Annotated in this window: 22 protein-coding genes; 10 read left to right on the top strand and 12 right to left on the bottom strand. The window is 42.7% G+C overall.

Annotated features, from left to right (window positions below; genetic code table 11):
• From J4E76_RS10405 to J4E76_RS10385, 5 genes are all read left to right on the top strand, one after another.
• A complete protein-coding gene (locus J4E76_RS10405; protein ID WP_208503892.1) occupies positions 1 to 1,338 on the top strand; it encodes a VOC family protein in 1,338 nt (445 codons plus the stop codon).
• Between the two features lie 135 nt (positions 1,339 to 1,473).
• Positions 1,474 to 2,805, top strand: a complete 1,332-nt coding sequence (locus tag J4E76_RS10400) for a vanadium-dependent haloperoxidase (protein WP_208503890.1) — start codon at positions 1,474 to 1,476, stop codon at positions 2,803 to 2,805.
• A 225-nt stretch (positions 2,806 to 3,030) separates the two neighbouring features.
• Positions 3,031 to 4,731, top strand: coding sequence for a sodium:solute symporter (locus J4E76_RS10395; RefSeq protein WP_208503888.1), 1,701 nt, complete (start codon positions 3,031 to 3,033; stop codon positions 4,729 to 4,731).
• A 127-nt stretch (positions 4,732 to 4,858) separates the two neighbouring features.
• The gene (locus tag J4E76_RS10390) at positions 4,859 to 6,805 is read left to right on the top strand and encodes an amylosucrase (protein WP_208503886.1); all 1,947 of its coding nucleotides are present in this window, start codon (positions 4,859 to 4,861) and stop codon (positions 6,803 to 6,805) included.
• A 5-nt stretch (positions 6,806 to 6,810) separates the two neighbouring features.
• Positions 6,811 to 8,463 (top strand): alpha-glucosidase, encoded by a 1,653-nt coding sequence (locus J4E76_RS10385; RefSeq protein ID WP_208503883.1) that lies wholly within the window; start codon positions 6,811 to 6,813, stop codon positions 8,461 to 8,463.
• Here the strand turns inward: J4E76_RS10385 and J4E76_RS10380 are convergent.
• Together J4E76_RS10380 and J4E76_RS10375 are read right to left on the bottom strand one after the other, a co-directional pair.
• On the bottom strand, positions 8,460 to 9,656 hold the full coding sequence (locus J4E76_RS10380) for a hypothetical protein (protein ID WP_208503881.1): 1,197 nt from the start codon (positions 9,654 to 9,656) through the stop codon (positions 8,460 to 8,462). The two genes, J4E76_RS10385 and J4E76_RS10380, sit on opposite strands and share 4 nt — an antisense overlap.
• Positions 9,653 to 10,822, bottom strand: a complete 1,170-nt coding sequence (locus J4E76_RS10375) for a DUF4221 family protein (protein WP_208503879.1) — start codon at positions 10,820 to 10,822, stop codon at positions 9,653 to 9,655. Before J4E76_RS10375 ends, J4E76_RS10380 begins: the two co-directional genes overlap by 4 nt.
• A gap of 46 nt (positions 10,823 to 10,868) precedes the next feature.
• On the opposite strand from J4E76_RS10375, the gene J4E76_RS10370 reads away from it, so the two are divergent.
• Positions 10,869 to 11,780, top strand: a complete 912-nt coding sequence (locus tag J4E76_RS10370; RefSeq protein ID WP_208503877.1) for an ROK family protein — start codon at positions 10,869 to 10,871, stop codon at positions 11,778 to 11,780.
• Positions 11,781 to 11,898: 118 nt separating this feature from the next.
• Entirely contained in the window at positions 11,899 to 12,948 is a 1,050-nt protein-coding gene (locus tag J4E76_RS10365; protein WP_236017375.1) for a PA0069 family radical SAM protein, read from the top strand.
• Between the two features lie 64 nt (positions 12,949 to 13,012).
• Here the strand turns inward: J4E76_RS10365 and J4E76_RS10360 are convergent, their stop codons facing one another.
• A complete protein-coding gene (locus J4E76_RS10360; protein WP_208503875.1) occupies positions 13,013 to 14,563 on the bottom strand; it encodes a glycine--tRNA ligase in 1,551 nt (516 codons plus the stop codon).
• A 127-nt stretch (positions 14,564 to 14,690) separates the two neighbouring features.
• On the opposite strand from J4E76_RS10360, the gene J4E76_RS10355 reads away from it, so the two are divergent.
• Together J4E76_RS10355 and J4E76_RS10350 are read left to right on the top strand one after the other, a co-directional pair.
• On the top strand, positions 14,691 to 15,233 hold the full coding sequence (locus J4E76_RS10355) for a DUF2911 domain-containing protein (RefSeq protein WP_208503872.1): 543 nt from the start codon (positions 14,691 to 14,693) through the stop codon (positions 15,231 to 15,233).
• Between the two features lie 98 nt (positions 15,234 to 15,331).
• Entirely contained in the window at positions 15,332 to 15,853 is a 522-nt protein-coding gene (locus tag J4E76_RS10350) for a hypothetical protein (protein WP_208503870.1), read from the top strand.
• A 142-nt stretch (positions 15,854 to 15,995) separates the two neighbouring features.
• Here the strand turns inward: J4E76_RS10350 and J4E76_RS10345 are convergent, their stop codons facing one another.
• The 4 genes from J4E76_RS10345 to nrtS all read right to left on the bottom strand — a co-directional run bounded on the left by J4E76_RS10345 (position 15,996) and on the right by nrtS (position 20,957).
• Entirely contained in the window at positions 15,996 to 17,357 is a 1,362-nt protein-coding gene (locus J4E76_RS10345; protein WP_208503869.1) for an amidohydrolase family protein, read from the bottom strand.
• 81 nt (positions 17,358 to 17,438) lie between these two features.
• The gene (locus tag J4E76_RS10340; protein ID WP_208503866.1) at positions 17,439 to 19,364 is read right to left on the bottom strand and encodes a cation:proton antiporter; all 1,926 of its coding nucleotides are present in this window, start codon (positions 19,362 to 19,364) and stop codon (positions 17,439 to 17,441) included.
• Between the two features lie 101 nt (positions 19,365 to 19,465).
• Positions 19,466 to 20,674: a bifunctional alpha/beta hydrolase/OsmC family protein gene (locus J4E76_RS10335; protein WP_208503865.1), complete on the bottom strand. Its 1,209-nt coding sequence runs from the start codon at positions 20,672 to 20,674 to the stop codon at positions 19,466 to 19,468.
• A 49-nt stretch (positions 20,675 to 20,723) separates the two neighbouring features.
• Positions 20,724 to 20,957 (bottom strand): nitrate/nitrite transporter NrtS, encoded by a 234-nt coding sequence (gene nrtS, locus J4E76_RS10330; protein ID WP_208503863.1) that lies wholly within the window; start codon positions 20,955 to 20,957, stop codon positions 20,724 to 20,726.
• A 346-nt stretch (positions 20,958 to 21,303) separates the two neighbouring features.
• Between nrtS and hemH the strand changes: the two genes are divergently transcribed.
• A complete protein-coding gene (hemH, locus tag J4E76_RS10325) occupies positions 21,304 to 22,323 on the top strand; it encodes a ferrochelatase (protein WP_208503861.1) in 1,020 nt (339 codons plus the stop codon).
• On the opposite strand, the gene J4E76_RS10320 is transcribed toward hemH, so the two are convergent.
• From J4E76_RS10320 to J4E76_RS10300, 5 genes are all read right to left on the bottom strand, one after another.
• Positions 22,320 to 22,634 (bottom strand): hypothetical protein, encoded by a 315-nt coding sequence (locus J4E76_RS10320; RefSeq protein ID WP_208503859.1) that lies wholly within the window; start codon positions 22,632 to 22,634, stop codon positions 22,320 to 22,322. The two genes, hemH and J4E76_RS10320, sit on opposite strands and share 4 nt — an antisense overlap.
• A gap of 99 nt (positions 22,635 to 22,733) precedes the next feature.
• Positions 22,734 to 23,045 carry a hypothetical protein gene (locus J4E76_RS10315; RefSeq protein WP_208503856.1) on the bottom strand — a complete coding sequence of 104 codons (312 nt, stop codon included), beginning with the start codon at positions 23,043 to 23,045 and terminating at the stop codon, positions 22,734 to 22,736.
• A gap of 48 nt (positions 23,046 to 23,093) precedes the next feature.
• Complete coding sequence (locus J4E76_RS10310; protein ID WP_208503855.1) at positions 23,094 to 24,233, bottom strand: cysteine desulfurase family protein; 1,140 nt, start codon at positions 24,231 to 24,233, stop codon at positions 23,094 to 23,096.
• Between the two features lie 11 nt (positions 24,234 to 24,244).
• Positions 24,245 to 25,630 carry a phosphoglucosamine mutase gene (gene glmM / locus J4E76_RS10305; RefSeq protein WP_208503853.1) on the bottom strand — a complete coding sequence of 462 codons (1,386 nt, stop codon included), beginning with the start codon at positions 25,628 to 25,630 and terminating at the stop codon, positions 24,245 to 24,247.
• Between the two features lie 94 nt (positions 25,631 to 25,724).
• Positions 25,725 to 25,955: a hypothetical protein gene (locus J4E76_RS10300; protein WP_208503851.1), complete on the bottom strand. Its 231-nt coding sequence runs from the start codon at positions 25,953 to 25,955 to the stop codon at positions 25,725 to 25,727.
• Positions 25,956 to 26,027: the final 72 nt, after the last annotated feature.

Genomic DNA, 26,027 nt, shown 5'->3' with positions numbered 1-26,027 from the left:
ATGAAGACCAAGGTTCTATCGCTACTATGTATATTGTTAATCCTAGTTTCTTGTGAGCCAAAGGAAGGTTTTGATCGAGAGCTCGGTGTCGTCTCGGCCTTTTCAGAATTGGTGAATTCAGGGGTCAAACAATTGGCTTTGAGTTCACCTATGACTCCAAGCGAAATGGATAAGTTTTATCCTCTGGCGGTTGAAGCAGCCGCGGCTTACAATGTTTCTGTTCACAGAGAAAGAGATCTGATCAAGACAAGCCTGTTTCCGGAAGACATTGCCGAAGGAAAAGAGGTACTCCTCCTCTACCAAGGCAATACCAAGTATGCCTATGATCAGTTGAAGAAGGGTCAAAACCAGTTGATTTCATCAAGTAAGTATGACCATGCCGAACGTCAGGAAATCTCACGAAGGTTTGGAAGGTTATTGAGTTACTCTCCTCGTAAAATCAACAAACTCTTGGCCGATAACACTGAGTATAGAACCTTAGATGACTTTAATATTCAGGCTACCAATGTATTTCTATACTATAAAGACCTAGCAAAGGCCACTGACTTTTACACCAAAACCCTAGGCCTTGAATTGCTCACCGAATACGACAATGCCAGCATTATCAAAATCACCGATAGTGCCCTTTTCATCTTGGTTGATGCTGCCAAAGGCATGCACAGCGCAGATGAGCCGAAGACGGTGGCACTGGCACTGCTGACCAATCAGTTGCCAGAGTGGTATGCCTACTTACAGGAGCAAGGTGTTAAGATTAAATATACCTATAAGCCCAAGGAAGGTGGCCCTCATGACGGTTTTGTGGCGATCGACCCCGAGGGGTATCTGCTGGAATTTGAGATGTTCAAACAGCATAAGGAAAATGAGGCCTTCGTCCCTTATTTGGAACAAAATGAAGAAATTGAAACTGCCATAAACTACAACGCCAAGCAGCTCAGTTTCCATGGGGCGATCACCTGGCTGTACTATAAAGACTTATTGGCAATGCAAGGCTTCACAGAAAACACCCTTGGACTAGAGATGGTAGCAGATCAAGGCTGGACTAAAATCTACCGTGCTACAGATACTGGATTCATTGGTCTAGTGGATGAACGAAGAGGCATGCACAAGTTCACCGAAGAGAAAGGAGTTACTGTGTCTTTTATCATTGAAGACCTCGATGGCTGGTATCAATATGTGCAAGCCAATAAACCTTTTGAACTGAGAGAAGGAGCATTTGAAGAAGGCCCAGGAGGTAGATATAAGGCTTTTGTTGGCTTCGATCCGGAAGGGTACTTTCTTGAGTTCGATAAGTTCTTTGATCACCCTGACAATCAGAAGCTGATGCCACTGTTCAAGTAGAGCAGTAAAGGGGGCTCATTTTTGTTTCTTCGCTCACTTGACAGAAGGAATACCACTAATTAAAAAGGCCAGCCAATAAATTGTTCATCTTACTTTTCATTCCTTAACTTTGTGAAGGCGAAAAGGATAAAGAGAATGAAGAAGTATTTTTCCATTTGTATCATAAGTCTATTCTTGATCAGTTCTTGTGACTCAGGAAAAGAAGAGATCGTTATTCCATCAGATGTCTATCATGACACTATGGAGAAGCTTTCTGAGGTGATTGTTCATGATATTTTCTCTCCTCCTGTAGCCAGCAGAATCTATGCTTACCCAAGCATTGCCATGTACGAAATACTTGCTCAGAATGACAGTGAGTACAAAGCCTTGGCTGGTCAGTTGACAGATATGACTGCCATTCCTAAACCAACTGAGAATGTAAGTTATGAATTGGCGGCACTCGAAGCCTTCCTAAAAATTGGAACGCAGCTCATATTTTCAGAAGAGAAAATTGACACCTACAAGGCTGAGCTTTACAAGGATCTTAGAAGAGGAGTGAAAAGTTCTTACTTTGATGCCTCAGTCGCTTATGGAGACCAGGTCGCAGAGCATATCTTGGCTTGGGCTGATGGAGATAATTACAAGCAAACCAGAACCTTTCCAAAATTTACTGTTACGGACGAGCCTACCCGATGGAAACCAACACCTCCTGGTTATATGGAAGCTATCGAGCCACACTGGACTAAAATCAGACCTTTCGCTATAGACTCAGCGAACCAGTTCGTTCCTATCAGACCTACTCCTTTTGATATGGCCAAGAACAGCCTTTTTTACAAAGAGCTAATGGAGGTCTATGATGTAGGAAACAATTTGACCGAAGAGCAAAAAGAAATTGCCTCTTTCTGGGACTGCAACCCTTACGTGATGAATGTAACTGGACATGTAATGGCGGCTACTAAAAAAATCACCCCTGGTGGGCACTGGATTGGTATTGTGAAGATTGTTTGTCAAAAGGAAGAAACAGCACCAATGAAGACTGCCGAGGCATACGCTTTGACCTCAATCGCATTGGCCGATGGCTTTATCAGCTGCTGGGATGAGAAATTCAGAAGTAACCTTATTCGTCCAGAAACGCTAATCAATCAGCATATCGATGAAGAATGGTTGCCGTTACTACAGACTCCACCGTTTCCAGAATATACCAGTGGTCACTCTGTGATTTCCAATGCTGCTGCGGTTGCATTAACTTCTATTTTCGGTGATAACTTTGCTTTCGATGATGACACCGAAGTTAAATATGGCCTACCTGTTAGATCATTTACATCATTCATTGATGCTTCAGAAGAGGCTGCTATTAGCCGACTGTATGGAGGTATCCACTACATGCCTGCCATTGCAAATGGTGTTACACAAGGAAAAGCGCTTGGCAACTTTGTGATAAACAAATTGGAGATCAGAAACGAAAGTTTAGCCCAAAACAACCAATAGGCTTTCTAAAAAGACTTTGAAGCCAGCACATGTTGCTGGCTTTTTCTGTTTTTGGCCACTTGGCTTTCATGGCCAAAAACTATGATTTTCCCCTCGAAGTGCTTATAATTATGTGTTGCGAAAGGCTCTAAAACGCCCATTATTCGCTTCAAAACTGAAACGCGCTTTTACCGAAGTCTCCTCAAGGCAAATGCCTGGGTGATTCGGCAACCTTAAAAACAACTAATGGACAATATTGGATTGGAATGGAGTGATTACACGATAATCATCGTGTACCTCGTGGGAATCGTTTGGTACGGCATCCGTAAAGGAAAACAAGAGAGTTCTGAAGATTATTTTCTCGCAGGCCGAAATATGGCTTGGCCCATCGTGGGGATCTCTCTCTTTGCGGCAAACATAGGTAGTAATACGCTCATCGGATTAACCTCTGATGCCTTCAATACCGATGTGGCTGTCTATAACTATGAATGGATGGCAGCAGTTGTGCTTGTCATATTCGCTATATTCTTTCTACCCTTCTACTTGAAATCCAAGGTGTATACCATGCCTGAGTTTCTTGAAAGGCGTTATGATACAAGAACACGATACCTCTTTTCTGGAATTACCATAGTAGGTAATGTAATCATTGATACTGCCTCTGGTCTCTATGCAGGTAACCTCATTCTGAAAATCATATTTCCAGGTACGCCATCATGGATCATTATTGCATTGCTAGCCTTCGCGGCAGCAGCTTATACCATTCCCGGTGGCCTTTCGTCAGTGGTACACACTGAAGTAATTCAGGCGGTCCTCCTCATATTCGGTTCAATTCTCGTGACCTACTTTGCATTCAACGAAGTCGGTGGGTGGAGAGCCATGATAGATGGGCTCAACAACCTACACGCTAGTGGGGCCATCGAAAAAGATTCTGGAGAGGTACTGAGTCTCATACGGCCGGCCTCTGATAAATCCATGCCTTGGCCTGGACTACTCCTAGGGGTACCTCTTTTAGGTTTCTATTTCTGGGCGAATAATCAATTTATGGTGCAGCGGGTGCTTTCAGCAAAAGACCTTAACCACGGTCGATGGGGTGCCATATTCGCTGGCTTATTGAAACTGCCTGTTCTATTCATCATGGTAATTCCTGGTGTTTTGGCAATTCTATTATTCTCCGATACAGATATCAGTTTCTTGAATTATCAAATTCCTGTGGAAGGTGGTTTTGAGACTTGTGGTGCTTTGGCTGACTGTCCAAACATGACTTATCCAGTACTTATTTACTCCCTACTGCCAACAGGTATTCTGGGTTTGGTGATTGCTGGACTATTGGCTGCAATGTCATCTAGTATTTCGGCAACCTTAAACTCTGCTTCTACCCTGATCACCATGGACTTTGTACAAAAACTTAAGCCAGGTATCAGTTCAAAAGGCTTAGTAAGAGCTGGGCAAATAGCCACTGTGGTTCTTGTGATTCTCGCGGCAGCTTGGGCACCAATGATCGAGACTTTCCGATCATTATGGACTTACCTACAGCAAATTCTCGGCTTTATTTCACCTCCAATAGTAGCCGCCTTTGTAATAGGGCTCTTTAGCAGAAGATCTAACGCCAATGGAGGTTTCTGGAGTTTGGTACTTTCCTATTTACTGGTCCTTGGTTGGATTGCCTATTGCTTCGCGACTTATGGAGGAATCAGTACAGATCAAACGGGAGTTCACTTCTTATACATCGTGCCGGTGTTATTCGTGATTGCGTGTGTAATCAACATGGTGGTCAGTTCAATGTCTCCAGCACCGACTGATGAGAAGTTAGAAGGAATGATTTGGAGCAAGAGAATATACCAAGACGAGACCAAAGAATTGGTTGGACTACCTTGGTACAAAAACTACAGAACCCTATCTCTCTTGCTGCTCATACTCACTGCCATTATCGTCATCTGGTTTGCATAGAAACTTGTAGAAAAGCCTCGGTTGGAAAACTTCTGACCGAGGCCTTTAACACTTTCTGATATTGATTCTCAGCTTAGAATAAAATACTTTAGCCGCCTCTTTTCGAACGTATTGAACATAATTTTCAATGTATAACCCATCGGCCCATTTATTACTGAAAAAGCTTCTCCCTGTACTCAGGAAGCAGATGGGAAATAAGAAAGACGAAGACTTTGAAAGAAGGTATATAAGCTTGTTCAGTGAAATTTACAGCAGGTTTCAAAAGCTCTACGGACAACACGAGGATGCCATGACGGCATTTGAAAAGTTAAGCGAACGTATGCTCGAAGCTTATCTCAAGCGTCCCGAATACCTTAAGAAATCCGATCAAAAGAGAGAGGAAAATCCAGGTTGGTTCAGAAGCCATGAATTGACAGGTATGATGCTCTATGTCGATCGATTCAATAAAGACTTAAATGGCTTAGTCGAAAAGGCGGACTACTTTGAAGAACTGGGCATCAATTTCTTACACCTGATGCCATTGCTCGAAAGCCCAAAAATCAAGAACGATGGAGGTTATGCCGTTAGCAATTATCGAAAAATTGATAGGCGATTTGGTACCAATCAAGACTTCAAAAACGTAACCAAAACACTCCGAGAAAAGAATACCCTTGTCATGCTCGACTTCGTGGTCAACCATACCAGCGATGAGCACGAATGGGCTAAAAAAGCCAAAGCTGGAGACGAAGCATATCAAGCCTTCTACCATACGCATGCCGATCGGTCAACCCCTTACATGTTCGAGCGGTCCATGCCCGAAGTTTTCCCTGAAAGTGCTCCTGGCAACTTCACCTTCAATGAAGAAATGCAAAAGTGGGTGATGACGGTTTTCAATGGCTATCAGTGGGATTTAAACTACACCAATCCTTTCGTGCTAGTGGAAATGATCGATAATATCTTCCACTTGGCAAATATGGGTGTAGATGTATTTAGAATGGATGCGGTGGCCTTCGTTTGGAAGCAAATTGGTACTTCTTGTCAAAATCTACCGCAAGCTCATATCATTCATCAACTCTTTAAGTTGTGTGCACAAGTAACTGCTCCCGGAGTTGCTTTTCTGGCTGAAGCCATAGTGGCTCCCACAGAGATTATCAAGTACTTTGGCGACTCTGAAGTATGGAGCAATGAGCACGATATGGCTTATAATGCCACTTTGATGGCATTGCTTTGGAATTCTTTGGCAACGCGAAGCACACGAGTAATGAAAGCCAGTCTAAGGGACATACCCACAAAGCCTAATGGTACTACCTGGATCAATTATGCCCGATGTCATGATGATATAGGCATGGGTTTCGAAGATCAGCATATTCAAGAATCGGGGTTTGACCCAGGGCCTCACCGGCAGTTCCTCACCAAATTTCTCACTGGCGATTTTCACGGGTCTTTCGCCAAGGGAATGCCTTTTATGTACAACCCCAAAACCGGAGATGCTCGTATTTCAGGTGCTATGGCATCACTTTCAGGACTTGAAGAGGCTATCGAAGAAGGAAATAAATTAGGCCTTCGCAGGGCCATTGATAGAATCAACTTATTGCACAGCATCATTCTTTCCTATGGTGGTATACCTGTGATCTATGCAGGTGATGAAATCGCTACCCTCAATGACTATGACTTCTTAAAAGACGAGTCGAAAAGTGATGACAACCGCTGGATACATCGCCCATTAATGGATTGGAAAAGGGCCGAAAAGCGAAACAAAAAGAATACCCCAGAAGAGAAGGTATTCTCAGCGCTCAAGCGGATGATAGCGGTTAGGCGATCCGTTGAGGAGTTTGCTGATGAGAATAATACCCAGCTGGTGGAAGTGTCAAACGAACATGTTTTTGCTTTTCAACGTAGCATTGAAAATCAAAACACCTTGGTAATTGCCAACTTCAAAGATGCTGATCAAGAAATATATCCTCACCTCGTTTTTCCTCAAACCCAAGTCAACCCATTCAAAATGATCGACCGGATTACAGGGAAGGCAGTAAAAATTAAAGACGGAAGGCTTTCCTTAAAGCCTTATCAATTCTATTGGTTAACGAATAAATAAGCATCATGACAAAGGCCTGGTGGAAAGAAAGTGTAGTATATCAAATCTATCCTAGAAGCTTTAAAGACTCTAACAACGATGGTCTTGGGGATATTCCTGGTGTGATTGAAAAGCTTGATTATATCAAGTCACTCGGTATCGATGTTATTTGGCTTTGTCCTGTGTATAAGTCGCCCAATGATGACAATGGTTATGACATAGCTGACTACCGCAATATCATGGAAGAGTTCGGCACCATGTCCGACTTTGATGAACTCCTATCAGGTATTCACGTCAGAGGAATGAAGTTGGTAATGGACTTAGTAGTCAATCATTCTTCAGACGAACACCAGTGGTTTGAGGAATCCAGAAAATCTAAAAACAATCCATATCGCGATTACTACATCTGGAAACCCGGAGTGAATGGTGGCCCCCCTAATGACTGGCAAGGCTTCTTTGGTGGTTCCACTTGGGAGTATGACCAGCAGACAGAGGAGTACTACCTCCATATGTTCACGGTGAAGCAACCAGACTTAAACTGGGAAAACCCCAAAGTGCGCAAGGAGGTGCAAGATGTGGTTAGGTACTGGTTCGAAAAAGGAGTAGATGGCTTTAGAATGGACGTAATATCATTGATCTCTAAACGTCCCGAGTATGCCAATATGATGGCTAAGCGATTTGATGAAGTTGTTGAGAAGCAATTCGCCAATGGACCCCGAGTGCACGAGTTTCTCCAAGAATTGAATAAGGAGGTCTTGAGCCAATATGATATCATGACGGTGGGTGAAGGCCCGGGCATTACGCTGGATCATGGTTTGGACTATGTAGGCGAAGATCGCAACGAATTGAATATGGTCTTCCACTTTGATCATATGTTTATGAACATGGGAGATGGAGGGCGGTTCGATCCCTTGCCGATTGACTTTCAAGAGTTCAAGGATGTATTTACCCGCTGGGACGAAAAGCTAAAGGGAAAAGGATGGGGTAGCATATTCCTAGGCAATCATGACTTCCCAAGAATGGTCTCTCGTTTTGCAACGGATGGGAATTATAGAGAAAAAGCATCCAAACTACTCGCTACTCTTTTGATGAGTTTAAGAGGAACTCCATATGTCTATCAGGGAGACGAAATTGGTATGACCAACATCGCTTTTGACGATCCGAATGATTATAAGGACGTGGAAACGCTGAATTTCTTTAAGGAGCTAAAAGCCAAGGGCAAAGACCCGAAAGACTATCTAGACAAAGTTCACAATATCGGAAGAGATAATGCTCGAACGCCCATGCAATGGACCGATAAGCAAAACGCGGGTTTCTCAGAAGCCGATCCGTGGATCAAAGTGAACTCCAATTATCCTGACATCAATGTTGAAGATCAGGAACGCAATACTGAGTCTATTCTGAATTTCTACAGAAGGATGATTCAATTCCGGAAGGACAACCCAACGCTTGTGTATGGGGATTATGAATCTATAAGAAATGATCACAAACAGATTTATGCTTACCGCAGGTGGGACGTAGAGAATGAGTTCTTGGTGGTACTCAATTTTTCTGGTCAGGAAGTGGACTTCGACCCTATTATAACTGGTTTAGAACTGTTGATTTACAACTATACGGATGCTACAGAAGACCTGCTGATGAGACCTTGGGAGGCAAAGGTATTCAGAGTTAATGACTAATTGGTTTCAGGAACAATTCGGACTTTTAGGAAAGTCTGATAGTCACGTTCGTCTTCATAAGCGCGCTTCAACCAGATATAACCATTTGCGTCACCGAAAAAACGGTAATCACTTGACTCAAAATCCCAATCGACTTCTCCCAAGTATTCCTGTTCATTAAAGAGTAACAAATTGGTGCTACCATACTTATTATTCAGTTGATCGAATTCAGGTGACTGCCACCATTGAGGAATGCCCATAATTTTTTCAAGTTCTGATTCGGGAACCCTGCCCATCATCATTACGGCAATTTTATCTCCAATTGTCATGACATAGCCCACAGATTTCGTGCGATCGACTTTTCCTTTGCTACTAAATTCAATGGCATCAAATTCTGGTCGATGTTCCTCAGGAATTTCTAGAATATTGAGCAACTCATCACTCGGAGCATCATAGATATAGATGTTCTTGTCACTGGTATAGGCTACCACAAACTTGCCGTTATTCAAGTGATCCATGGATGGGTAGCCATTGTCAATATACTTTCCCAAGGTTCGATAAATGCTTTCCTCAGGTCTTCTGAAAATTGGTCTAGACGTTTCATTAGTAAAGTCTAAAGCATAGACCAAATCAAGACTGTCATAGTAAAGTTGCGTTCTGGGTGAAGGTTTTGATAAGCCAGGAATTAGCGCAACAACTTTTTCTGTTGATTGATCCTTATAGTAGATCAATCGTTTTGGAAAGTAGTCCATATAAATCCAACCCGCCACCTCTATTGGGTACGAGAGTCTTTGCAATCTTTTCCCCTTATCCGAGAAACGCACAAAATGAGTATATCCAAAACCGACAAGCTGATCATTTCCATAAAAAGTCCAGCCAAAGCTTTTATCACCCATATAATCTGGTCCTTCGACAAACGGATTAAAGCTCGAGGTAATCTCTCCTGACTCATTAACCAGCACCATCTCATTTGTCTGCTCATCAACTAAAAGCAGTCGGTTTCCGGCAGGGTTAATCGCCTCCATTGTCAAGACCGAAAGTCTATCGACTACAACAGAATCTGTGATTTGCGCTACATAGTTTATTTCGGTAGGAACATTCGCTTTAGAACCCGACTCCGAGGAACCACAGGAACTTGTTCCAAAAGCAGAAATCACTATCAAGACGATAACAACTGCATTTTTAATGCGACAGGAGGTTTGGATATCTCTCATTCTTTTGTTTTTACTTTAATTTTTAAGAACGTTCTGTAAGGCCTTTCATCATTGTACCGTCTTTGAACCCAATAGAACCCATCGCTCGTACTCTCCATATCATAATTCACAAGGCCCGCTCCATTTTCTAAGGGGCCTAAATATGTCCCGTCCAAATTATAGACGAGGGTATTTAGGTCAGAATACTTCTTCAAAGCATCCCTGTATGCCTGAGATTGGCGCCAATTTTCATTCCGTCTTAGCACCTTCTCAACTGACTCAGGTATAGTACTCAACACTCTCAAAAAGATGTGCTTCCCGTCAGACATGACTTTGATGTTAATTCTTAATTTATCTGGCTTTTCCTTAGAACCGAATGGTACAGTCTCAAACTTTGGCTTAAATTCTTCTGGGATCTCGAAAGTCTGAACAAGTTCATCAGTATTAGCATCATAGAGATAGAATTTATCATCGATGCTGTAAGTCACAACGACTAGGTTATTATCAACTTGACGAAAATAAGGCCAGCCCCTATCTACATAAGCGCCTAGGTTTCTATAAATACTCTCAGGCCTTTTCTTCATGATGGGTTCTGAAGTCCCCTTTTGAAGATCCATTCTATGCAGCATATGTGCCGAATCTTGAAAGGCTTGGGTATTATAATTATGGCCCGCAGGCTCAGTGATGAATGCCAAAAACATCGGATCGCCTTCAGGAGATTTATAAGAAATAGACATCTCTGGTAAATAGTCCAATGACCATATACCATTGACTTCCACTGGGTATTTGTGCCTAGCTATATACTCTCCTTCTTTAGTTATCTCGTAGAAATAGTAATTGCTAAAGCAAACCAGATTTTCTCCATGAAATATCCATCCATGATCAAAGTTCCCCACATAGCCCGGCCCCTCAATATGGGGATTGAACTTTGATACAATTGCACCTTGATTATCAATAATTAGTACCTCCCTACTTTTTCTGTCGATAAGTATGAGCTCTTCTGTCTCCTCACTATAGTCCATTAATAGCACCTCAGGGAGATAATCAAAAGAGAGTGAATCGGCCACATAGGTGATATAATCCTGTACCTGATGTTCATTTTCGCTCTTCTCTGCGGAGCCTCCACAAGACACTGCTAAGAGAATAAGGAGAAGTGACGCTGAGATTCCTTTAATGTGCTTGTTCATTGACCTTGTATTTATAAATTGTCAGAAGATAAAAAGAATTTAAGGCATGTCAGAAAAGCTTTGGGGAATTGATTTGGGCGGTACCAAAATTGAAGGAATTGTATTGAAGTCCAAGGACGAACCCGAAGTACTCGTCCGCCATAGAATAGACACCGAAAGTGACGGTGGTTATGAGCATGTTCTTGATCGCATACGAATCCTTATCGACCATCTAGCCGATGAAGTCGGTGAAAGGCCGAGCATCATTGGCATGGGAACACCTGGGGCCATTGACCCTCCTACTGGACTCTTAAAAAACAGCAACTCGCAATCCATTAATAAAAAGCCATTCAAAAGAGACCTAGAAGCGCTAATCGGTATTCCCACTGTGATGGCCAATGATGCTAATTGTTTTGTCCTTGCCGAAGCACAAATGGGTATCGTTCCCGAAGTAGACCCAGATGCAAGTGTCGTATTTGGTGTTATCATGGGCACAGGCTGCGGTGGAGGTGTGGTGGTCAACGGGCAGGTGATCAACGGAAAACATGGTATTGGTGGTGAATGGGGCCACAATTTCCTGGACGCCTCAGGGGGCGATTGCTACTGCGGCAAGTCGGGGTGCACCGAAAAGATTATCTCCGGAACTGGGCTTGAAAATTATTACGAAGAGATTACGGGTACCAGAAAAAGGCTGAAGGAAATCATTCCCGCTGCACGTTCCGGTGAAGACCCTAATGCGGTGAAAACTTTAGACAGGCTTATCCATTTCTTCGGGCTGGGTATATCTACCATTATCAATACCCTAGACCCAGACGTAATTGTTTTGGGTGGTGGTGTCGGCAATATCGAAGAACTCTATACCAGGGGCGTTCAGGAAGCCGAAAGGCATGTTTTCAACCCTCGACTTGAGACTAAAATTGTAAGACCAAAACTAGGTGACAGCGCAGGGGTTTTCGGTGCGGCTTTCTTGACTGTCTAAATTAACCGTCCGACCGCTTTAAGCGGTCAGACGGATAATCTTTACCAAAACATTGATGATATATACTATAATATTTAGTTTTTAACTATTATTTTTAGTTTACTAAATAATATAGCAATTGTACAAAGGTAGAGGAGCACAAATACAGGTAAAAAATAAGTTCTTGATGCATGAATATGTACAAGAGCACCTGGAAGGTATCGATGAGTATGACGAGGACGCTCCTAAAACCAAATACATTAAGATCTTTCCCAAGACAATTGTTAATAAGGTAACCAGTCCAGATGTCGGCATGGAGTATTCGCTCAACCCCTATCAGGGTTGTGAGCATGGCTGCATTTATTGCTATGCCCGAAACTCCCATGAGTACTGGGGCTACAATGCAGGCCTCGACTTTGAAAGAGTCATCCTTTACAAGGAAAACGCTCCTGAACTCCTTGAAAAGCAGTTTCAAAATCCACGATGGACCCCAAGAACGATTGTCCTTTCTGGTAATACAGACTGCTACCAGCCGATTGAAAGAAAATTGAAAATCACCCGAAAGCTGCTTGAGATTTTTCTACAGTATAAGCATCCAGTGGGGATAATTACTAAGAATGTAATTGTCTCGCGCGATATAGACATTCTCGGTCCACTAGCAGATCTGAATCTCATCGGATTGCATTTTTCGCTTACCTCCTTAGACGAAAAAGTCAGGCGAAAGCTGGAACCAAGGACTGCTACCGCCAAACAAAAGCTCAAAACCATTGAAAAATTGGCCAATCGAGGCATTCCTGTCAGCATCATGATTGGCCCGGTAATTCCCGGGCTCAACGACCATGAAATTCCGGAAATTATGAAGTCCGCTGCTAATGCCGGGGCCAGAAGTGCCGGCTTTACCATGGTAAGACTAAACGGACAAATTGGTCAGGTCTTTGAAAACTGGGTGCCACAGGCTTTCCCCGATCGTGCGGAAAAGATTCTAAATCAAATCAAGGGGGCTCACAACGGGAAACTCAATGATAGTCGATTTGGCATGCGCATGAGAGGCAATGGCCGCATGGTGCAGTCTATTCATCGCATGTTTGAACTCAGCAAAGCCAAATATTTTAAGGATATTCCTCATCGACTGCCTCTTAGAACAGATTTATTTGTCCGAACAAGTAAAGGGCAATTAGGCTTATTTTAGCTCTTTGTCCACAATTTTAAAGGGGTTCGTCATTCCTTCTTCGGTGGAATGACACGTAACTTGCCTAAAGCTTCCTCAACAACGACTCCATAGAAGTCGTCTCTTTCAGCTTGCCTTTCACTTCGTCAATAGACACTCTAATCTGAGATAGATCGTCTCTATCGCGGATGGTAACGGTATTGTCTTCTAAAGTTTGATGATCTACTGTCACACAGTAAGGTGTACCAATAGCATCTTGTCTTCTATAACGTTTACCAATGGCATCTTTCTCGTCATACTGACAATTGAAATCAAATTTTAATTCCGAAAGGACCTCTCTTGCCTTGGCAGGAAGACCAGACTCTTCTTTCTTCAACAGCGGCAATACCGCTACATGATAAGGAGCCAAAGGTGCTGGTAACTTCAATACCGTTCTTTCGCTTCCATCTTCCAAAGTTTCCTCGGTGAAGGCGCTTGAAAGAATGGCTAGGAACATACGGTCTAGACCAATGGATGTCTCCACCACGTAAGGAACGTAAGACTTATTCTCTACAGTGTCGAAGAACTGCAGCTTCTTACCAGAGTGCTCTTCGTGGGCCTTCAAGTCGAAGTCTGTTCTTGAGTGAACTCCTTCCAGTTCTTTGAAGCCCATCGGGAAGTTAAACTGAATATCGGCCGCGGCATTCGCATAGTGCGCCAGATTCACATGGTCATGAAAACGGTAATTCTCTTCACCCAAACCGAGTGCTTTGTGCCATGCAATTCGCTTGGCCTTCCAGTTTTCGTACCAGTCAATTTCTTCGCCTGGCTTCACAAAGAATTGCATCTCCATTTGCTCAAACTCTCGCATTCTGAAGATAAACTGCCGGGCAATAATCTCATTTCTAAACGCTTTTCCGATCTGAGCGATACCGAAAGGAATTTTCATTCTACCCGTTTTCTGCACGTTCAAGAAGTTCACGAAGATGCCTTGAGCAGTTTCTGGTCGTAGGTAGATCTTATTTGAGTCGTCAGCGACAGAGCCCATCTCAGTAGAGAACATCAGGTTGAACTGACGTACGTCTGTCCAATTTTTAGAACCCGAAACAGGGTCTGCGATGCCAAGTTCTTCAATCAAAGCTTTGATATCGGCAAGGTCACCGTTCTCAAGCCCTTTGCCCATACGATCATTGATTTCGTCAATCTTAGATTGGTTTCTAAGAACGTTAGGGTTGGTGGCCAAGAACTGCGCTTTGTCAAAACTATCGCCAAAACGCTTTTCAGCTTTGGTCACTTCTTTATTGATCTTCGCTTCTATTTTAGCGATATAATCTTCGATCAGCACGTCTGCCCTGTATCGCTTTTTAGAGTCTTTATTATCAATCAACGGGTCGTTGAAAGCGTCCACATGGCCAGAAGCCTTCCACGTAGTAGGATGCATGAAAATAGAAGCGTCTATACCAACGATGTTCTCGTTCATCTGTACCATCGCTTTCCACCAATACTGCTTAATATTGTTTTTAAGCTCTACTCCATTTTGCCCATAATCGTATGCAGCGCCAAGCCCATCATAAATTTCACTTGATGGAAAAATGAAGCCGTATTCTTTTGCGTGACTCGCAATCTTTTTGAGCAAATTCTCTTCGTTCTGTGCCATGCCGCAAAGATATAGAAAAGGGATTCAACAAGTACAAGACAGGAATTAAAAAAGGAATTAGACCTATCAAATAACAAGGATTGAAAAAAAGCCGTTTCGAATGCCTAAATGGGTATATTTACACTAAATGTCTAAGCGCGTCATTTATATTTTTGGTGCAGTGGTCTTTGTACTACTAGCAATTATCGGGGTTCAGCAATACATGCTTTACCAGACAAAACAGTACAGCCCAGAGTCGACCGCCCAATATACAAGTAGCGATGTCAACATTCGCGTCACCTATAGCCGACCATCCAAAAAAGGAAGAGACATCTTTGGCGAGCTTGTTCCTTATGGTCAATGGTGGAGAACGGGAGCCAATGAGCCTACCGTGATTGAGGTTTCCAGAGATATTATTTTCGAGGGAGATCAACGACTGCCAGCAGGCAAATATTCATTGGTCACCATCCCTGATGCATCTTCATGGAAGGTGATTTTCAACAGCCGAATTCCTGACTGGGGCACCGACTATTACCCCGAAAGTAACGTGGTAAATGTAAGTGCAAGCGTGGAGCTACTACCTGATGTCGTAGAGTTGTTTACCATAGATTTTACAGAGGATAATGGCAGGCCAGCCTTGATTCTAGCATGGGATCACACCAAAGTTACGGTGCCTTTTCAGATACTCTAAGCTAAAGCTTAGGACCCATCAATTTCAAATTCTTTAGCCTCTTCATTAAACCATCTTGTTTCTTACACATCCAAGGGGTGAATTAAAAAGAAAGAGATATGAGGTCATTATTAAGAACTACTCTGATACTTACAGTTATATTTTCGGCCAGTCAAGTCATGGCTCAGAGTGGAAATAAAACACTCCTTAAGACAGAACAAATCGCTGCCAAATTAGAGCTCACCGATAAGCAGAAAGCGGATCTAGACAAAGAGCTAAAGGCAAATCAAGAAACCAGAAAGGCACAGATGGAGAAAATACGTGCCATTAGAGAAGAAATGAAGCGAGATGCTTTTGTACAGCGTCAAGAGCAGATGGAGCGAATGAAGAACATTCTTACACCGGAGCAATGGGAGAAATTCCAGAAGCTTCAAAAAGAGGGAAAAGGTCGTCTTCAAAGAATGAGAGGAAATCGTGGGCAAAATAATGTGCGAGGGCAAAGGGGTCAGAATGGACAAAGAAATTTTTCCGGTAGAGCAGGTATGCGACCGGGAAGAATGATGCTACGCAAAAAAGCTATTGAAAAGAAAATTGAAGAAAAGAAGGAAAAAGGAGGAGACGGAGGAGACGGAGGTAATTAAACCTTCGCTTATCGCCAGCCACATTGTCCCCCGCTGGCGGGGGTTAGGGGGTGGAGGAAGTAATAAATAGGGTTTCTGCGAAATTGACCCGTTGAAAGCCTCCTCCGTCCTTTGGAGGATAATGGCAACTCCGAAAGGCCACTTATTTCCAATCTTCCTCATCTTTAGGGCCCATCTTGCCCTCCACACTTTTCAGTAAAGTCTTGCTATCATATACTAGCCCTCCTTTGATCACTTTCTGAACATTTCTGGTGTTCGTAATCTCTTCCAGAGGATTGCCTGTGATCACAAAAGCATCCGCCAGTTTACTAACCTCGATGCTCCCAAGAATGTCACTTTTTCTTAGTGCCTCGGCACCATTGATAGTCGCTATCTTCAAAACTTCAGCATTAGGTATACCTATTGAAACCAATGCTTCCATTTCTCTATGCGCACTAAATCCCGGAATAAATTCACCTACTGAAGGGTGGTCCGTTCCCAGCGTGATCTTCCCCCCTTTGTCAAAGAATTTTTTGACAGTCACTTTCTTCACATCAAAGATTTTCTGGAACATCCCCAATTCCTGACGTGTTTCTTTCGTGATTTCAAAAGCATATGGGGTGAGATACTGACGTTCATTATGCCAATAATCATAGAGTGAGTTTCTATGCCCGTAATAGCCATAAGCTGTTAAGGTGGCATCAAAGAAAACACCGTTGGCAATAAAGTGATCTATTTGTTTGTCGACAGCCGGATCGTTAATGTCTAAGTTTTGAAGCGTAGCATAGGCCGATTGTGTATTGGGCAGTGCATCACCTCCCAGAAAGTGCTCAACCCGATCGATCCCCATCGTTATGGCATCTCTCGGGTTCACTGTATTTCTAAAACCGGAACCCAGATGACCCGTGACGGGTAAGCCATGTAGATGAGCCCTTTCAATAAGTGCTTTGAGTAAAACGGGAGAAATTCCTTTGGCCTTGAATCCTGCTACGCCAAGTTCGGCCCACTTATCTACAGTTGCATAAATGTCTTCAATAGTAGTTCCTCTATTCCAAGCCGGAAATGCCGTACCAAAATATGGCCCAGAGCTGTGAATACGTGCGCCAATCTTCTCGCCTCTATCAATTTTTCTTCGAGCCTCCAACATCACCTCAGGTTGAATTTCACCCCCCGGGAAGGTCGAGGTCACCCCATTGGCTAGGAAGATTACAGGATTGGCCTCTACCTCATCTCTTCGAACGCCATCAAAAGTCACACGATAATGCGCATGCAAATCGAAAATGCCAGGCAATAAATACTGATCATCGCTAAGAGTCAACTCCTCATAGTCTTCGCTGGCCGCTAAAGCTTCATTTACTCGAACAAACTTTCCACTGCGAATAACTATGCCCTGGTTTCTGACCATTTCACCTGAAACCACATCGAAGTAAGAACCTCCAGTGATATAAAGGTTTTGGGCAGAAACAGTTCCAAAAGTCAGAGTGGCAAAAAGCGTGAGTGTTACTCGTGTGATCAATTGTCTCATGATTCGTGATTTTTACTCAATATAAAGGCTGTGATTGAAACCTACTTGTAAGAATTGACAAGAGGTAATCCGAAAGCACGTCTATCTTTCGAACCTCAGGGCAACGTCCTCTAAACTCGAGTTGGTACCAACTACAGTTAGCGTATCGCCTAGTCTCAAACGAGTATACCCATGGGTAATAATACTCTGACCTCCACGATTCACCGATAGGACAATAACATCAGAAGGCAATCTCAAGTCTCGAAGTGCCAATCCACGTAGGTTCGGGTTTTGCACCTCCACATCCATGGTATCCTGGTTTTCCTGCATACCCAAAAGAAGGGTTGCCGCCTGTGGCGACCGTACCAGATGGTCCATCAAACTCACCATAGCCGTTGCTGGGTCTACTATCAGACAGTCCAGTTTATGAAATTTTTCGAAATTATAGCGGTGATTAAGCCTCACTACAATGTCTTTGGTACCTATCTTCTCATAAAGTACTTCTGCAATCGCCAAGTTCTCCTCATCAGTCAACATTAGAACCACCGCTTCAGCCTTCTCAATATTGTTATCAATCAGCGATTGAACATCGAAGTCATTCACTTTATGCACTACAAGGTCAGGGTACTCTGAAGCTTCAATTTCCTCACTCCTTGTCAATAGTTCCGCTTCCCAATTATGCTCTTTTAATTGCCTGGCCAAAGCCACGGATTGAGACTCAATACCAATAATCATGGCATCGCGAACACCATCGAAATGAGGTGTGTTGGCTTTTGTCCGTGCTTCTCCAACCATTTGAATGGACCATTTAAACAATGGCGGACCTACAAACTGGTTCAGCACAATAACCGCCACTACTATGGTCTGAAACTCGGCACCAAAAACAGGAAAAGTATTGGCCACAATAGTCGCTAGACCCAAACCAACACCCGCTTGGGTAACGAAAGGCATCCAACCAATTCGTTTAAATAAGGCTGAATCTCCTGCTAATGAGCCTCCGATAATTGACCCTACCACCATCGTAACCAAACGGATACCAAACAGCAAGAAGGCAACTCCAATAACTTTAACAAGGATATCAATGGAAACGGAGGCTCCCGTTAGTGTGAAAAAACAAATGTAGATGATGGGACCAATCTCTTCCAGCAACTTGATGAACTCATACCTGAAACGTGAATAGTTGGTCACTATGAAACTACCGATGATACAAATCAGCAGCGGTTCTATATGGAACTCATGGCCGAAATGATCGAGTGTATAATGCTTTACAAAATAGTAGAGTAGGTAAACAGAATAGCCAACGGCCAATATGAGCACCATTTTTACATAGGGATTGGCCCTTAGTTTCAAGGCGAGAATTAATACTCTGCCAACTAAATAACCCAGTGCAAAAGAGGTTGCTAACTCTGCTAAAAGGAACAGTAAAAACTGTAAGTCGAAAGGATTCCCATTCACCAATGAAGTAGCAATGGAGAGACAGATAGCGAAGAGTATAATGACCAAGAAGTCCTTGATAACCGTTACTCCCATTGCCATTTGTACAAATGGGCCCTTAGCTCGCATTTCGTTGATCACTGCGATGGCCGAGGCTGGTGATCTCGCGACAAAGATAGTGGCCATCAAAATGGCTACTGCCACTTTTGACGAATTGTTCATGTCGCGCATGAATTCGATCTGTCCCGCAAGAAAGTAGATCAATACGGAGCTGCCTATGAAGGTAACGGCCAACTGACCAAAGGTCATCCACTTAATACTCTTCATTTGGCCTCTTAACTCTTTCAAGTAGAGCTCGGCCGCTGCCGCAAAGGCTATAAATGCTAAGGAAATATCGTTAATGAATTGTAAGCCAGACCCTGCCTCTTTTGGTAGTAATTTGAAAATAAAAGGACCTGAAAACAGGCCTATTACTAACAAACCAGTAATGAAAGGCAGCTTGGCTTTTTGGAAAAACCCAGCAATCTGATTGGCTGCCACCGCTACAATGGCAAAACCTCCAAGAAGTAAGGCTATCTGTTGTATTTCAGTCATGCAGCTTCCTTATCAGGGATATTGTTACAATTCCGGATTTACGTAAGCAGACAAATTAATAAAAAATGACTTATTTGATGTGCATAATTTCGGTGAAACACTTATTTAAGCTTTGTGTTTACCCTCAAACCTTGGGTTAGCGTTTTGTGAACCGGACACCTGTCTGCAATTTCGACTATTCTATTTCGCTGTTCCTCAGTGAGGTTTCCAGTTAACTCTAGTTCTCGATCTATGAACTCGACTTTGCTCTTCTCGTCCAAAGTCTCGGCATCAGCTGCATGACGTTTTTCCCTGCTTAGATGAACTTTTACTTCTTCCAGATCAATTCCCTTATGATTGGCATAGAGGCGGATCGTCATGGCAGTACAAGCCCCCAAGGAAGCAACAAGAAGGTCGTAGGGAGTTCCTGCCAAATCAGTACCTCCCACATCTTTAGGCTCATCGGCAATCATATAATGGCCATTGGCCATAATTTCCGTAAGCAACCCTCTTTCCTTTTCATTCCTCACTACTACTTGATGATCAGTCGTCAAATCATCTTCATTAGGTTTTGGCAAGTAACGAGTCGCCCAAGAAGAGATGACCTCGCCAACATAGCTAGCATCTTCCTTCCTAGTGAGCAGGTGGTCTGCCCCATCGAGCGAGATGTAGCTTTTGGGGTGTTTGGCAGCCAGGTATATCTTCTCCGCATTCCTTATATCCACAGTATCGTCTTGTGGAGAATGAAGTATCAGCAATGGTCTATTTAATTCCTTGATCACTTGAGATTGCTCGTACTCCTGTAGGTCGTCAATAAACTGTTTCTTAATTGTAAAAGGTCTTCCACCAAGTGAAACTTTGGCCTTACCCGAAGACTCAATCTCATCAAGTGCATTTTCAAATAAATGCTTTACGTGGGGTGGATCCGCGGGTGCTCCCACTGTAGCTACCGCTGTAATATAAGGTAATCTGTGGGCTGCAATTAATACTGCCGCACCACCCAATGAATGACCGACTATCAACTGAGGCGCCTCATATTTGGACTTAAGGTATTGGGCCGCGACAATTAGGTCCTGCACATTACTAGAGAAGTTAGTGTCTGCAAACTCACCCTCACTATCTCCTAGGCCTGTAAAGTCAAAACGTAACACAGCAATCCCTTTGGCAGTGAGCGCCCTACTAATATTCGTGACGGCCATTAAATTTTTAGAACACGTAAAGCAATGTGCAAATAATGCATACGCTTTTGGGTTTTTGTCCACTGGCATTTCTAGTCTCGCGGACAACATTTGCCCTTCGGCATTAGGGAATTGAAGTTTAAAGCTTTTCATCACTCAAGAGATTTCCTTTACAAGCCCCGAATGCGTAAAAAAGTTCGGGCTATCCCTTCAATTTAGCGATTGTACTGGAATAAATGGAGACGAAAAAAGGAACGCTGTAGGTGAACAATAACTTGGGAACGTTGAGTTGATCGAAGTCTTGATTGATAAAGCACTCGGCCTGATTAATGCAGTTGAGCAATGTTCCGACTACTAAGGACATTTTGATGGCTAGGATTATATTTCGCCTATCCGAAAATGCAGCTAAGAATGAGTTGTTTGAGTTTACCTTCATCTTTTGACCCTTTGACTTTAAGTAAATTTGCATGATCCATGACTGTTTCTTTGTCTGCTAGCACTCATTTATAGATAATCGCGGTCAAAACTAAGGGTGATTCGCAGATTGAGTGTTTAGCATATAACTACCTAATATAAAATTGCTCAAGGTGATGGGCTAACCAGCGAATCGAGGAAATTACTGGCAATCACTATTCCTTAAAAGCATATTGGGCAATCATAGATCGTTAGCTCGGGGCCATCCCGGGCTTTCTTTTTTTGCAGCCTTTCGTAGGTACTTGAAGTATGGGGCATAACAGAAAACAAATATCTTTGCAGCCTGTTTTGCTTGAATATATCTACTAATGGGAAAAGAGAAGAAAGGCGTTTTATTGGTGAACTTAGGAACACCCGACAGCCCAGCAACAAAAGACGTAAGAAAGTATTTGCGAGAATTCTTAATGGATGGTCGCGTGATTGATATCCCTTTAATTTCCAGGTTTCTTTTGGTTAATGGCATCATTGCTCCATTTAGAGCGCCAAAGTCTGCCAAGGAGTATGCGAAGCTATGGGAGGACCGAGGCTCACCATTGAAATTCAATGGTTTTGATGTAAAAGACTTACTACAAGAAAGTTTAGGAGACACCTATCAAGTGGCTCTAGGCATGAGATACCAAAGCCCGAGTATTCAGAGTGCTTTAGAAGAACTTCGAAGCCACAACGTTACCGAAATCATCGTCATTCCTCTTTTTCCACAGTATGCTTCGGCCAGTACAGGCTCAGTATCGGAAAAAGTGAATAGCATAGTCAACACTTGGCAAATTATTCCATCGATTACTCATATTAATCAGTTCATGGATCACCCTAAGTTTCTGCAAGCCTTTGCTGAAAACGGAAAAGCCTTGATGGAAAAGCAGGAATACGATCATGTGATTTTCAGTTATCATGGTTTGCCTGAAAGACAAATCAAGAAAGGCTCGGTTGGAAATCAATGTCAGTTGGGTGCATGCTGTAACCAGTTGAATGAAAGAAACAGATATTGCTATCGAGCACAATGTTTCTATACTTCTCGTCAGTTGGCCGAAAGACTTGGTCTTGAGGAAGGAGATTATACAACCACTTTCCAATCGAGATTAGGAAAAGATCCTTGGGTAAAACCTTACACTGATATTTTTCTCAAAGAATTGCCAGCCAAAGGAATCAAAAAAGTCCTTGCCTTCTCTCCAGCATTTATCTCCGATTGCCTTGAAACTACGCTTGAGGTTGGAGAAGAATTCAAAGAAGAGTTTGAAGAAGTCGGGGGCGAAGTCTGGGACTTGGTGCCAAGCCTTAACACCTCTTCTACTTGGATAGAGTGTCTTGAAGATTTGGTTAAATCAGCCTAATTAGCCAGTCTTATTGATACAATGCTTACTTGGTGTGCGGAAGCGGAAGTACAATCTGCTGATGTAGCACTATTGGTGAGCACTATCAGCACTTCTAATTCGTCTTGTTGAAATTCGGCAGGGATGCTTTCGGGCACTACCACCGAATTGAAGCCATTATTAAACTGAATCACCCATCCACATGATTCATGGCCCTGTACGTTGGTTCCATCTTTAATGATAGCCATTTGTTCTGTTACGGCAGTATCATCATTAGACTTGCACGCAAAAAGGAATAAGATTGATAAAATGAGAAAATGTTTAGCCTTCATGGTTTTGGTATTCCTCTAAAATAGTCCTTGTGTTGAACGACAAGTTAAGTACCAGCATTGTACTTTGGGAGGATAAGCGCAAAAAAATGCAGATATATCTCAGTTTAAAGGTCGAATTTGTTCAATTCTGATCTCTCTTGGAGCCAATGCCCGTGTGCTACAATCAGCACGTGAATTCAAAAACTCAACATTAAGTAACACCTCAAAACCATCTTCTTCATATTGGCGATTTAGATATGTGGGCTTATACAGCTCGCCATTGATACGAATCATAAAACCACATCCTTCTAAGCCGAAAATTCCGGAAACATCTTCGACAACCCCATTTACTTCATCAATTTGAAAATCCTCGTTTGAGCAGGAAAGTGTACAGAGGAGAAGTACGAAGACACAAATTTTGCCAAAATTCATAAATGCTTATTATAGCTATACAGACTGTATTAGCCTAAAAAAGTTGCATTAAACCATTGCTGGTTCTAATATCTCAACAAGTTTATCTAGCACGTAATCAACTTCTTCGGGCTTATTGTACTTACTAAAAGAGAAGCGAACGCCTTGTCTGTCAGCATCAGCTTTGATCCCGTTCAAAACGTGAGAGCCCATGGCTGCACCACTATTACATGCACTACCTCCTGAAGCTGAAATGCCATTGATGTCAAGATTGAAGAGAAGCATATCATTGTCCTCTGACGGAGGAAAACTCACATTCAAAACGGTATACAAACTATGCCCATCGCGGATATCACCATTAAATGAGATGCCTGAGAACCTTTCTCTCAAACCAGCAATCATCCTATCTTTTAACCCTCTGATATATCTTTGATGCTCGTCCATTTCGCGATAGGCAATCTCCAGAGCTTTCGCCAAACCTACTATACCATATACATATTCAGTACCTCCTCGGTGATTTCTTTCTTGGCCTCCACCATGAACAAACCTGCCGATTCTCTTTGATTTACAAACTCTTAGAAAGCCAACTCCTTTTGGCCCATGGAATTTGTGTCCCGCACCAACTAAGAAGTGGCAATTCAGGTTTTGTGTATCATGGGCGAAGTGACCCATTGTCTGAACAGTATCTGAATGAAATATGGCATCATACTCCGAAGCTAAATCCCCAATGGCTCCAATATCATTCAAAGTGCCGATTTCATTATTCGCATGCATTATGGATATGAGTGACCGACTATTATTCTTCAATAGATCATTGAGGTGATCCATATTAATATGGCCCTGCTCGTCCAAATCTACATAACTGATTTTAAGCTTGCCTTCAGCTTCTAGTTTTCTTGAACTCTCAAGGACTGCCTTATGCTCAATTTCTGTTGTAATAATATGCTTAAGGTCATATGCATCAACACAACATGTAATCGCAGTATTGTCTGCCTCGGTTCCTCCTGAAGTAAAGAAAATCTCTGACGGGGAAGTATTCAATAAGTCAGCAACTGTACGTCTAGCGTATTCCAGTTTAGTTCTAGCTTCTCTACCATGTGCATGCGTAGATGACGGGTTTCCGTAGACATCAAGCATTAAGGGCTTCATTGTCTCAAAAACCTCAGGATCCAATGGCGTTGTTGCCGCGTTATCGAAATAAACTTTCATGTCTTCAAATATTAGTTGGACACAATTTCTTTAATATCAGATATTATCTTGTTTGCCAAATGTTCAGCCGTAGCCTGAGATTCAGACTCCGCATATATTCTAATAATTGGCTCAGTATTTGACTTCCTCAAATGTACCCATTCCTTGTCAAATTCTATTTTTACACCATCTATTGTGTTGACTGGCTGTTTTTTATACTTCTCTTTCATAGTCGAAAGCACATTGTCAACATCAATCTCAGGCGAAAGGTCAATCTTATTTTTTGAGATATGGTAATTAGGGTATGATGCCCTTAGTCTGGACATGGGCTGACCAAATTTTGCCAAATGCGTCAAAAACAAAGCAATGCCAACCAAGGCATCTCTACCGTAGTGTAGTTCCGGATAGATAATTCCACCGTTTCCTTCACCACCAATCACAGCATCAGTTTCCTTCATTTTGGTGACTACGTTAACTTCACCAACAGCAGCAGCTTCATAGGTCGCTCCATGCTTCTCTGTTACATCTCTTAGCGCTCGCGTGGATGAAAGGTTAGAAACAGTATTGCCTTTTGTTTGAGATAATACATAGTCTGCTACCGCAACTAAAGTATACTCCTCTCCAAACGGTGTTCCATCCTCCGAAATTAGCGCCAACCTATCTACATCAGGGTCTACCACTATACCCAAGTCATAACTCCCGTTCTCAAGCGTAGAGGATATTTTGGTCAAATGCTCTGGTAATGGTTCTGGATTATGCGGAAACTGCCCATTAGGTTCACAGTATAGCTCTTCCACATGACTGACCCCAAGTGCCCTAAGTAGCGGGGGAAGTGAAATGCCTCCAGTAGAGTTGACACAGTCAATCACTACTTTGAAATTAGCCGTCTTAATGGCCTCAATATCCACCAAAGGCAGGGCCAGGACCATATCGATATGCTTCGCTATATACGTATCATCAAAAGAAACCTTTCCCAAGTCTTTAACTTCAGCGAAAGAAAAAGAGTCATTCGCTGCCAGCTCCAAAACTTCTTGTCCATCAGCTCCGCTGATAAACTCACCTTTTTCGTTCAATAGCTTAAGGGCATTCCATTGAACAGGATTATGGCTCGCAGTGAGGATTATTCCTCCTCCGGCTCCTTCAGCAGGGACTGCTACCTCAACCGTTGGAGTTGTAGATAAGCCCAAGTCCACTACATCAATGCCCAAACCTACAAGCGTAGAAGTCACCAAATTAGAGATCATCTCTCCCGATGGGCGGGCATCTCTGCCTATTATAATCTTCGATTTACCCGATTTCTCTTTTACCCAAGTACCAAACGCAGCTGCAAATTTTACAGCGTCTATAGGAGTTAAGGCCTCATCGACTTTGCCTCCAATTGTTCCTCGAATACCTGAAATTGATTTAATTAATGTCACCAGCTAGCCTATGTTAATTCAATTGCAAAAGTAGCAAAACAAGTGTAGAAACACTTTAATAAAATGCTTTGAAAAGTTTGTAAAAAGTGAGGGGTTATTTGAACTGAGCAAGCACCTTATCCACCTCATTGTCAGGGTTTCCGCAGGCCTCACCTTCTTTCATGTCTTTGCCACAGAAGCCACAGCGAACGCCTTCTTTGTTTAGAAATGGGCTTTGAGAAGCACAAGTACCCTTGAATTCACCATTTTTCAATAGGATCAACCTCACAGACATCCCTACGAAAAACAACCCTACTAAAACTAATGTCAATATTAATGTGGTCATGACAGACTAATTTGTGGCAAATTTAACATACTTGATTTCATAACGCTACCTTTGCCTCATAAGTTTCTGGAA

The organism is Roseivirga sp. E12, from assembly GCF_017592825.1.
Classification (GTDB): Bacteria; Bacteroidota; Bacteroidia; order Cytophagales; family Cyclobacteriaceae; genus Roseivirga.
The sequence above is the reverse complement of the archived record's forward strand: the minus strand, read 5'-3'. Positions and strand labels throughout refer to the sequence as shown.

What these genes read in the sequence shown, in the direction of transcription:
- J4E76_RS10405 (WP_208503892.1), top strand. Translation starts at nt 1, where the DNA reads ATGAAGACCAAGGTTCTATCGCTACTATGTATATTGTTAATCCTAGTT.
- J4E76_RS10400 (WP_208503890.1), top strand. Translation starts at nt 1,474, where the DNA reads ATGAAGAAGTATTTTTCCATTTGTATCATAAGTCTATTCTTGATCAGT.
- J4E76_RS10395 (WP_208503888.1), top strand. Translation starts at nt 3,031, where the DNA reads ATGGACAATATTGGATTGGAATGGAGTGATTACACGATAATCATCGTG.
- J4E76_RS10390 (WP_208503886.1), top strand. Translation starts at nt 4,859, where the DNA reads ATGTATAACCCATCGGCCCATTTATTACTGAAAAAGCTTCTCCCTGTA.
- J4E76_RS10385 (WP_208503883.1), top strand. Translation starts at nt 6,811, where the DNA reads ATGACAAAGGCCTGGTGGAAAGAAAGTGTAGTATATCAAATCTATCCT.
- J4E76_RS10380 (WP_208503881.1), bottom strand. Translation starts at nt 9,656, where the DNA reads ATGAGAGATATCCAAACCTCCTGTCGCATTAAAAATGCAGTTGTTATC.
- J4E76_RS10375 (WP_208503879.1), bottom strand. Translation starts at nt 10,822, where the DNA reads ATGAACAAGCACATTAAAGGAATCTCAGCGTCACTTCTCCTTATTCTC.
- J4E76_RS10370 (WP_208503877.1), top strand. Translation starts at nt 10,869, where the DNA reads ATGTCAGAAAAGCTTTGGGGAATTGATTTGGGCGGTACCAAAATTGAA.
- J4E76_RS10360 (WP_208503875.1), bottom strand. Translation starts at nt 14,563, where the DNA reads ATGGCACAGAACGAAGAGAATTTGCTCAAAAAGATTGCGAGTCACGCA.
- J4E76_RS10355 (WP_208503872.1), top strand. Translation starts at nt 14,691, where the DNA reads ATGTCTAAGCGCGTCATTTATATTTTTGGTGCAGTGGTCTTTGTACTA.
- J4E76_RS10350 (WP_208503870.1), top strand. Translation starts at nt 15,332, where the DNA reads ATGAGGTCATTATTAAGAACTACTCTGATACTTACAGTTATATTTTCG.
- J4E76_RS10345 (WP_208503869.1), bottom strand. Translation starts at nt 17,357, where the DNA reads ATGAGACAATTGATCACACGAGTAACACTCACGCTTTTTGCCACTCTG.
- J4E76_RS10340 (WP_208503866.1), bottom strand. Translation starts at nt 19,364, where the DNA reads ATGACTGAAATACAACAGATAGCCTTACTTCTTGGAGGTTTTGCCATT.
- J4E76_RS10335 (WP_208503865.1), bottom strand. Translation starts at nt 20,674, where the DNA reads ATGAAAAGCTTTAAACTTCAATTCCCTAATGCCGAAGGGCAAATGTTG.
- nrtS (WP_208503863.1), bottom strand. Translation starts at nt 20,957, where the DNA reads ATGAAGGTAAACTCAAACAACTCATTCTTAGCTGCATTTTCGGATAGG.
- hemH (WP_208503861.1), top strand. Translation starts at nt 21,304, where the DNA reads ATGGGAAAAGAGAAGAAAGGCGTTTTATTGGTGAACTTAGGAACACCC.
- J4E76_RS10320 (WP_208503859.1), bottom strand. Translation starts at nt 22,634, where the DNA reads ATGAAGGCTAAACATTTTCTCATTTTATCAATCTTATTCCTTTTTGCG.
- J4E76_RS10315 (WP_208503856.1), bottom strand. Translation starts at nt 23,045, where the DNA reads ATGAATTTTGGCAAAATTTGTGTCTTCGTACTTCTCCTCTGTACACTT.
- J4E76_RS10310 (WP_208503855.1), bottom strand. Translation starts at nt 24,233, where the DNA reads ATGAAAGTTTATTTCGATAACGCGGCAACAACGCCATTGGATCCTGAG.
- J4E76_RS10300 (WP_208503851.1), bottom strand. Translation starts at nt 25,955, where the DNA reads ATGACCACATTAATATTGACATTAGTTTTAGTAGGGTTGTTTTTCGTA.